At 61.0% G+C, this 8618-nt stretch carries 9 protein-coding genes and 2 pseudogenes; 2 read left to right on the top strand and 9 right to left on the bottom strand.

What is annotated here, in order from left to right; all coding sequences use genetic code 11:
• The 5 genes and pseudogenes from L9Z73_RS20190 to L9Z73_RS20170 all read right to left on the bottom strand — a co-directional run.
• Positions 1-551: pseudogene (locus tag L9Z73_RS20190) on the bottom strand (LTA synthase family protein); the annotation flags it as partial.
• Positions 552-963: 412 nt separating this feature from the next.
• A complete protein-coding gene (locus tag L9Z73_RS20185; RefSeq protein WP_198717296.1) occupies positions 964-1155 on the bottom strand; it encodes a PLDc N-terminal domain-containing protein in 192 nt (63 codons plus the stop codon).
• A gap of 68 nt (positions 1156-1223) precedes the next feature.
• Positions 1224-1754 carry a hypothetical protein gene (locus L9Z73_RS20180; RefSeq protein ID WP_247404577.1) on the bottom strand — a complete coding sequence of 177 codons (531 nt, stop codon included), beginning with the start codon at positions 1752-1754 and terminating at the stop codon, positions 1224-1226.
• Between the two features lie 41 nt (positions 1755-1795).
• On the bottom strand, positions 1796-2311 hold the full coding sequence (locus L9Z73_RS20175; RefSeq protein WP_198717294.1) for an ankyrin repeat domain-containing protein: 516 nt from the start codon (positions 2309-2311) through the stop codon (positions 1796-1798).
• A 111-nt stretch (positions 2312-2422) separates the two neighbouring features.
• Positions 2423-4249: a long-chain-acyl-CoA synthetase gene (locus L9Z73_RS20170; RefSeq protein WP_247404574.1), complete on the bottom strand. Its 1827-nt coding sequence runs from the start codon at positions 4247-4249 to the stop codon at positions 2423-2425.
• Positions 4250-4643: 394 nt separating this feature from the next.
• Here L9Z73_RS20170 and L9Z73_RS20165 point away from each other — a divergent pair, with 394 nt between their 5' ends.
• The gene (locus L9Z73_RS20165; RefSeq protein WP_048721059.1) at positions 4644-4922 is read left to right on the top strand and encodes a DUF3509 domain-containing protein; all 279 of its coding nucleotides are present in this window, start codon (positions 4644-4646) and stop codon (positions 4920-4922) included.
• A gap of 57 nt (positions 4923-4979) precedes the next feature.
• Here L9Z73_RS20165 and L9Z73_RS20160 read toward each other — a convergent pair whose 3' ends face one another.
• From L9Z73_RS20160 to aroC, 4 genes are all read right to left on the bottom strand, one after another.
• A complete protein-coding gene (locus L9Z73_RS20160; protein WP_247404572.1) occupies positions 4980-5246 on the bottom strand; it encodes a response regulator transcription factor in 267 nt (88 codons plus the stop codon).
• Between the two features lie 210 nt (positions 5247-5456).
• Entirely contained in the window at positions 5457-5987 is a 531-nt protein-coding gene (locus tag L9Z73_RS20155; protein WP_247404570.1) for an acireductone dioxygenase, read from the bottom strand.
• Positions 5984-7147 (bottom strand): MFS transporter, encoded by a 1164-nt coding sequence (locus L9Z73_RS20150; protein ID WP_198717290.1) that lies wholly within the window; start codon positions 7145-7147, stop codon positions 5984-5986. Before L9Z73_RS20150 ends, L9Z73_RS20155 begins: the two co-directional genes overlap by 4 nt.
• Positions 7148-7199: 52 nt before the next feature.
• Positions 7200-8291: a chorismate synthase gene (aroC, locus tag L9Z73_RS20145; protein ID WP_247404567.1), complete on the bottom strand. Its 1092-nt coding sequence runs from the start codon at positions 8289-8291 to the stop codon at positions 7200-7202.
• A gap of 142 nt (positions 8292-8433) precedes the next feature.
• On the opposite strand from aroC, the pseudogene L9Z73_RS20140 reads away from it, so the two are divergent.
• A pseudogene (locus tag L9Z73_RS20140) lies at positions 8434-8618 on the top strand (alpha/beta hydrolase); the annotation flags it as partial.

Here is an 8618-nt window from a genome sequence, read left to right as displayed (position 1 = left end):
TGGCCGCGTGGGCGCGTCGCGCGGTCGGCGCCCTTGAAGGCCATGCTCAGGATCAGCGTGCCCACGGCCCAGGCCAGCAGGTAGCGCACCACCGGAAAACCGTACCAGAGCATGCTCATCACGGTTTTCGGGTCTTCCTTCACGTATTGGAAGACCAGGCCGTTGAGGCGCTGGTGGAATTCGCGGTAGAAGTCCATCTCCATCAGGCCCAGGAACAGCGCGATGCTGGAGGCCAGGGTCAGCCAGAAACGGAAGAACCCCCGCGCGGCCATGGCCCTCACGCTGAACAATGCCAGCAGCAAGGGGATCACCAGGTACACCACCAGGCGAATGTCCAGGCGCAGGCCGTTGGCGAACGCTTCCAGGAAGGTCGAGGCCGGTGTGTCGAGGATCATCTCGCGGTTGTACGCCAGCAGCGCCAGGCGCAGCAGGGAGAACATCACCATCATGACCAGTGCGCAAAGCAGCGTGTATGCCAGATGGGATTTGACGGTCGGTTGCAGCAGGCGATTAGAAGCTCGCTGCTGATTCAGGGCGTCCGGGTTTGCCATGTCGTTTCAGGACCCATTGGAAGTTTAAGTTGCGAAAGAGTGCAGTGGCGTCCGACCCTCGCCCAGGCTGGCTGGGGTAGGCGGTAAACGCGGTGGCGCAAATGGTGCCCGATCACTGCCGGCAACGCTATTAATTACTGAACGCGTGCCGCAATCCTGCCGCTGACGGCGCTTGAGATAGAGCCGTCGCAGGGAGAAAAAGCCGGCGAATTGTCTTGGATGAGATGTGAAAATTTCGTACAACGAATATTTCGACACACAATATTAAGGCATTCGCTGAAACCACTGTGGGAGGGGGCTTACCCCCGATAGCGGTGGTTCAGCCACTGTTGTAACGACTGATACACCGCTATCGGGGGCAAGCCCCCTCCCACATTTTCCGTGCCCGCTTCAGCTTGAGTGAAGCTGGAGCTCAAAACCGCATGTTGCCCCGCGGCCCGGCGATCGCCCAGATGATCAGGCCCAGTACCGGCAGCAGCAGGATCAACAGAATCCACAGCACCTTGGCACCGGTGCTTGCGCCACTTTTGAACACATTGATGATCGCCCAGATATCCAGCGCGAGGATGATCAGCCCGACCAGACCGTTGAAAGTGGAACCCATGGTGTCGCTCCTAAGTGAGGGCATGCCCTTGTAGGATAGCCAGCCCTGGCAGGGGGTTCCGTTTTATTTCAGACGTGGACCGCGACCCGCAGCGCTTCCAGGGACGGTTCGCCCTTGATGCCAACTTCGGCGCACAGTTCCAGCACGCGCGGCAGGTCGTTGCCGTACACCAGCACGGCCTGGATCTCGTCATCCAGTGGCTGGCTGAAGTTCAGCAACACATAACCACCGTCTTCCGGGCTGAGCGCACTCATCTGGATCTGGATACGATTGAGCGCGGTGAGGGCTTCGGTCTTGGCCAGTTGCTTGGGCTTGAGGTTAAACGCCACGCCGGGACCGAACGATGCAACGATCTGCGCAAACAGGTCGCCATAGGTGTCGGCCTGGAATAGCACGGTGTCCGGCAGGCTGCCGACCACCACCCACTCGCCCAACGGAATCGAGAACGTATCGTCGTAGTTGATGTCCGGGTTTGCCGCCAGAAACGCCACAGGGTCGGCGTAGGCCTGCGCCGCTTCTTCGGCGATGCGTGCCACCTCGTCGTCGCCCATGACGCCGGCGCTGATTTTACGGATGAGTTCGACGAGGGCGTTTTTCATGAAAGGGTCCTGTGGCGGGCGGGTTTTTGAGGGCGCGTAGCCTACACCAGTTTCTGCAACTGCGCCGCCGTATCCACCGCGCCCATGGTCTGTGCCGCTGCCAGTGCCGTGGCGCCCTGGGCGTCGATCGCCTTGGGGTTGGCGCCCTGGCTGAGCAGGTAGTCGAGCATTTCGACGCGGTTGAACATCGCCGCCATCATCAACGCGGTGCGCCCGTCCGAGGATGAAGCGTCAACCGGCGCGCCGCCTTCGATCAGCGCCTTGACCACGGGCAAATGGCCCTTGAACGCCGCACCGGCCATCGGCAGTTGATGCTTGTCATTGGCGATCTGCGGGTCAGCCTTGAATTCCAGCAGCACTTTTACCGCGTCGGCGTGGCCGTGATAAGCGGCCAGCATCAGCAAGGTGTCGCCATTGTGGTTACGCAGGTTGGCTGGCAAGCCCTTGGCCAGCAGCGCGGCCATCAGGGCGGCATCGCCTCTGCGCGCGACGTCGAAGACCTGCTCGGCAAATTCGGCGGCTTCGTCGTCAGTCATTTGTTTGGCGTGGTCCGACATGTGGGGGCTCCTTGTCTGGTAAGGCTTGGGGTACTGAAGAGTAGGCGCCCAGTGTCGCGAGGGAGTTCCCCACTGTCATGGTTTTTTTGTCGAAAGCGGCCATAGGCAGAATCAATAGCGGAAGTGACCGCCCTGGATCTGCGCGAGCAACTGGCCGGTGACAGGCACGTAACTGTCCGAACCGGGCAACCAGGCGTACACCGGGTCGTTGCCCGCCTTTTCCGGGTCGAACGCTTCCTCCTTGAGCCGCACTTTCTGGTACTTGAACGTGCCCGTCGTCTCCATCTTCATCTTGATCCGCAGGAACAGCGGCACCGCATAGTGCGGCAACTGGCCATGGGCGAATTGCAACAACTCGCGCATATCCAGGGCGGCCAGGGATTCGCTGGGGGTGATGGCGACCATGCCGGCGCGGCCATTGGTGTTTTCGATCTCGACACCGTAGGCCACCACTTCGGCGATCTGCGGGTGTTGCAGCAGGATGTTCTCAACCTCGGTGGTGGAGACGTTTTCACCTTTCCAGCGATAGGTATCCCCCAGGCGATCGACAAATTGCGCATGGCCAAAACCGATGCTGCGCAGCAGATCGCCGGTGTTGAAGTAACGGTCGCCCTTTTCGAACACGTCGGTCAGCACCACCTTGCGGTTCTTTTCCGGGTCGGTGTAGCCGTCGAACGGCGCCTTTTCATCGATCTTGGCCAGCAACAGGCCCTGCCCGCCCGTGGGCACCTTGCGCATGAAGCCATCGGCGCCACGCATTGGCTCACCGCTGTCGTGGGCGTAGTCCACCAGCGCCCAGTGCTGCAGGCAGAAGCCGATGGTGTTGTCGAAATTCAACACATTGGTGAAGCCGATATTGCCGTCACTCGCGGCATACAGCTCACAGATATGCTCGACGCCAAAGCGTTGCTTGAACTGCGCCCACACGCCGGGCCGCAGGCCATTGCCGACCATCTTGGTCACGCGGTTGTCACGATCCTGGACGTTGGCGGGTTGGTCGAGCAGGTAACGGCACAGCTCACCGACATAACCCAGGGTGGTGGCGTTGAACTTGCGCACATCGTCCCAGAACTGGCTGGCGCTGAATTTGCGGCGAATCGCAAACCCCGACGCGCCGACAATCGCCGAGCCCCAGCACACGCAAAGGCCAGTGGCGTGATACAGCGGCAAGGTGCAATACAGGACGTCGGCGGGGCCCATGTCGAGGGCGATGCTGCCGAAGCTGACGGCGGTTTTGGTCCAGCGGCCATGTTTCATGATGCCGGCCTTGGGCAAGCCGGTGGTGCCGGAGGTGTAGATATAGAAGCACGGGTCGTTGAAAAAGATCTGCCGGGAGCTGGCCAGGTTGTCCACCGCGCACTCGGCGCTGGCGGCCATCAGGTCGACATAGCCAGCAGGCACGGCGCTGCTGTGTTGATCCGCGACAAACCAGGTGCGGTCCGTCTCGATCGCCACTTGCTCGCGCACCGCCGTGTAGGCCGCCACCAATTCCGCCCCCACCACAATCGCCACCGGGTTGACCAGATTCAGGCTGTGAACCAGCGCCGCCTGGGTTTGCGCGGTATTGAGCATGGCGCAGATGCCGCCCAGCTTGGCCACGGCCAGCACGTTGAGCAGCAATTCGGGGCGATTTTCAATAAACAACGCCACTACATCGCCCTTGCGGATGCCCTGGCTGTGCAAGTGGTGGGCGATGCGGTTCGCACGCTGATTGGCGTCGCGGTAACTAAGCACGCTGTCGCCATACAACAACGCAGCACCGTCAGGGTTGCGCAAGGCTGCTTGCTCGAAATGCCAGCCCAGGCCACAAGGCTGCGCGGGGTCGGTGACATTGGCGGCACGCATGCCGCGGACCACCCGAGGCAAGGCCCGGACGATGGCGGGCACCTTACGCAGCAGCATGCTCCAGGTAATCATGTCGTTTTGCGGAGGGTTCATGGAGGAACGTCCTTTTTCTTATTCTTCGTGGAGGCCAGAAGCTCCGGCACTTTTGTAGGCAGCGAGCCACATGCTCACGGGAAAATACGCCAGCCGTTCTTAGGCTGTACACGCGGGATTTGAAATGTTTTGTATCCCGGGCCGGCAACCGGCAAACAGGGAATTTAGCGACACATCCACAGTCCTTATGAGTAACGATGCGTCCGCCTGGCCGGATCGAATAGCGCAAAATGCAGGATGCATGATGGCCACTCATGCAAATTGCACGAAATCAAAAATCGCTATTTTTTACAACTCATTGATTTTTAAAGACTTATTGTAAAGCAGTGAGGTGGCACAATCACTGCACCTATCACTCCATGCTTGCCAACTTGAGCCAACGGAGCTGATAGACATGAGCCTGATCCAAGATAAATTCGCCTCAGTATTCTCCCAATACGACGTCACCACTCAGCCACGCCCGGACGGCGGTATCCTGCTGACCCTGCGCAACAGCGAAGGTAAGCAGGTCAAGCGTTCGATCTCCTACCAGCAGTTGCACACGGCCGATCAACTCACCTGGGTGATCAGCGCCATTCGCCGCGACCTGGCCGAACAAGCCAGCGACCTGCCGCAGATTTCGATGCTGCAAAGCCAGAACCGCTTTGCCCTGCCGACTTACCACTCGGCATAAGCCACCCATAAAAAAGGGCCGCGACGCCATTAAGCGTCGCGGCCCTTTTTTATGAACTCAACACAGGCCCAAGCGGGCCGCTTCATTCATCGCTTGTACACGATTGTTGACGTGTAACTTGCCGTAGATGTTACGTAGGTGGAATTTCACCGCGGCTTGGGACGTTTCACGAATCCGGCTGATTTCCCAGATGGTCTTGCCTTCGGAGGCCCAGCGCAAGATCTCCAATTCGGTCGGGGTCAGGGGCTTGCCGGACAGGGCCAAGCGTTTTCTGACATCGGTGGGCACGCTCAACGGCGCGCCTGACGCTTCTGGATCACTCATCGCTTTCTCTCCTTCTTATTGGCTGATGCTTATCGCCTTTCGGATTCCTCCTATTGACAGGCGATATAAACATTGAGACCGGGGAGAGTTACATAATGCAGAGCGTTAGAGCGTAAGGCCGGTGATAAACAGCCAGGCCTTACAGATAAATAAGCCACTTCCCACAACAAATTCCAACTTGCCGGGGTTGAACCTTCAAGTCGATTAAGACTAGTCATCCATCCCCGGAAAACCGGCAGCGATATCGTCCCCGCTGAACTCAGGCACCCCGCCGCTTGCCGTATGGGACAGGCGCAACATCACAAAATGTGGGTTCTCGCCCATATCGAACCAATGAGGCATGCCGGCCGGGATCACCAGCAGGTCATTTTTCTCACAGCGCACGCCGTACACATAGTCGCCAATGTGCAAGGCAAACAGGCCTTGGCCGGCGATGAAAAAGCGCACGTCATCTTCGCTGCAACGGCGCTCGGCGAGGAACTGATCGCGCAATGCGGCCTTCTGCGCAGGATCGCCGGGGACACGCAGCACGTCGACGCAGGCATAGCCGAGGGCGTCGATCTGCGGCCGGTACGCTGCGATCATGGCGGCGTCGTTCGCGCCTTTTTCAATGATGCCGGGCTGCCAGCGCTCGAATCGCACGCCGTGCTCGGCCAGGGTCGACACGACATCCTCGAAGTGGGTCAGGACTTTGTTCGGGGTATCCGGTGTGGAGACGTGGTAAACAGCTACATAACTCATAGGACAGTTCCTTGGTTCTGCTCGTGCAATCGAAAGCCGATGATAAGGGCGGCGGCCAGGGCCGCAACGCTGGCGATACTGAAGGTCAGGGCCGGCCCCAACAGGTTCCAGCTGTAACCGGAATACAACGCACCCAGCGCGCCGCCGGTGCCGGCCAAGGCCGCGTATAACGCCTGGCCCTGGCCTTGTTGGCGGGGGCCGAAGCTGCGTTGCACAAAGGCAATCGCCGCCGCATGAAAGCTGCCGAAGGTGGCCGCGTGCATCACCTGCGCCAACAGCAGCACCCAGAAAAACTCAGCGAACGCGCCCAGCAACAACCAGCGCAGCGCCGCCAACAGGAAACTCGCCATTAACACCCGGCGCAGCGAAAAGCGCGTGAGGATGCGGCTCATGCCCAGGAACATCAACACTTCCGCCACCACCCCAAGGGCCCACAGCATGCCGATCACGCCACGGCTGTAGCCCAAGTGTTCCAGGTGCAGGGTGAGAAAGGTGTAATACGGGCCATGGCTCATTTGCATCAACGCCACGCAGGCATAAAACGCCAGGACGCCGGGGCTGCGCAACTGCTTGAGGAAGCCCTCGCCGGCCAGGCGCGGGCCATGGTTCGCGGGCTGCGCATTCGGCACCCACAGGCTGGCAGCGATGATCCCGGCCATGATCACCACGACCACTACCGGGTAAATATCCAGGCTCAGCCAGTCGAACAGGCGCCCCATGATCACCACCGTGAGGATGAACCCGATGGAGCCCCACAGGCGGATCTGGCTATAGCGCGAGGTCTGCTGGTGCAGGTGGGCCAGGGTGATCACTTCAAACTGCGGCAGCACCGCATGCCAGAAGAACGCATGCAGGGCCATGACCAGGGCCAGCCAGGCGTAGGTCTTGCTGACGAAAATCAGCGCAAAACTCACCAGGGTACACACCGCGCCAAAGCGCACGATGGCCAGGCGCCGGCCGGTGTAGTCGCCCAGCCAGCCCCACAGATTGGGGGCCACGCAGCGCATCAGCATGGGGATGGCCACCAGCTCGCCGATACGCGCGCTGGAGAACCCCAGGTGATCGAAGTACAGCGCCAGGAATGGCGCCGTCGCCCCCAGCAGGGCGAAGTAGAAGAGGTAGAAGCTGGAGAGTCGCCAGTACGGGAGGGCTGGCGTCATGCAAGGGGCCGCTTCGCGGCCCCACGCGAGCAAGCTCGCTCGCCACACACCGTCACAGCTGGCCCAGCACCGGGGTACTCACGCGCACATCGGCGTTTTGCCCACGGTTGCGCAGCAGGTGATCCATCAACACGATGGCCATCATCGCTTCGGCGATCGGCGTGGCGCGGATGCCGACGCAGGGGTCGTGGCGGCCCTTGGTGATCACGTCCACCGGGTTGCCGTACACATCGATCGAACGGCCCGGAGTGGTGATGCTCGACGTGGCCTTGAGCGCCAGGTGCGCAACGATCGGCTGACCGGAGGAAATACCGCCGAGGATGCCGCCCGCATTGTTGCTGAGGAAGCCCTGCGGGGTCAGTTCATCGCGATGCTCGGTGCCGCGCTGGGACACGCAGGCGAACCCGGCGCCGATTTCCACGCCTTTCACGGCATTGATGCTCATCAGCGCGTGGGCCAGTTCAGCGTCCAGGCGGTCGAAGATCGGCTCGCCGAGGCCCGGTTTCACGCCCTCGGCGACCACGGTGATTTTCGCCCCGACCGAATCCTGGTCGCGGCGCAACTGGTCCATATAGGCTTCCAGCTCAGGCACTTTGTCCGGGTCCGGGCTGAAAAAGGCGTTGTCGTCGACGCTGTCCCAGGTCTTGAACGGGATTTCGATCGGGCCCAACTGGCTCATGTAGCCACGGATAACGATGCCCTGGGTCGCCAGGTATTTCTTGGCGATGGCACCGGCGGCCACGCGCATCGCGGTTTCGCGGGCCGAGCTGCGGCCGCCGCCACGGTAGTCGCGTTCGCCGTATTTGTGGTGGTAGGTGTAGTCGGCGTGGGCCGGGCGGAACAGGTCCTTGATCGCCGAGTAGTCCTTGGACTTCTGGTCGGTGTTGCGGATCAGCAGGCCGATGGCACAGCCGGTGGTGCGACCTTCGAACACGCCGGAGAGGATCTCGACTTCATCGGGTTCCTGGCGCTGCGTGGTGTGGCGGCTGGTGCCGGGCTTGCGGCGGTCGAGGTCACGCTGCAGGTCTTCCAGGGACAGCTCGAGGCCGGGCGGGCAGCCGTCGACAATGGCGACCAACGCCGGGCCATGGCTTTCGCCCGCGGTGGTGACAGTGAACAGCTTGCCGAAGGTATTGCCGGACATGCAGGGCGCTCCGTGAAATCAGTTGTAATCACTCAGCAGTGATAACCAAGCTCGCCAGTATACGCGGGCCAACCGACTAGTTCATCCTCGAAACCTTACCGGTAGACGTTGGTCGAACCGGCACCTCCTCAATGATGGCGCGATGATGTTTCGAGTTTTGCTGTTTACCCTCACCCTGTTGACTGCCGTAGCCCATGCCGCGTCCCCCGTGGTGTTGCAACGCCCCATCAGCCTCGACACCGGCAGCGGCGAGCTGTTCGGCTCGCTGCTGCTGCCGCAGTCCGACAAACCGGTGCCGGTGGTGCTGATCATTGCCGGCTCCGGCCC

The organism is Pseudomonas emilianonis (assembly GCF_023072625.1).
In the GTDB taxonomy this organism is placed as follows: Bacteria; Pseudomonadota; Gammaproteobacteria; order Pseudomonadales; family Pseudomonadaceae; genus Aquipseudomonas; species Aquipseudomonas paraveronii.
This window is presented reverse-complemented; position numbering and strand designations above follow the sequence as displayed.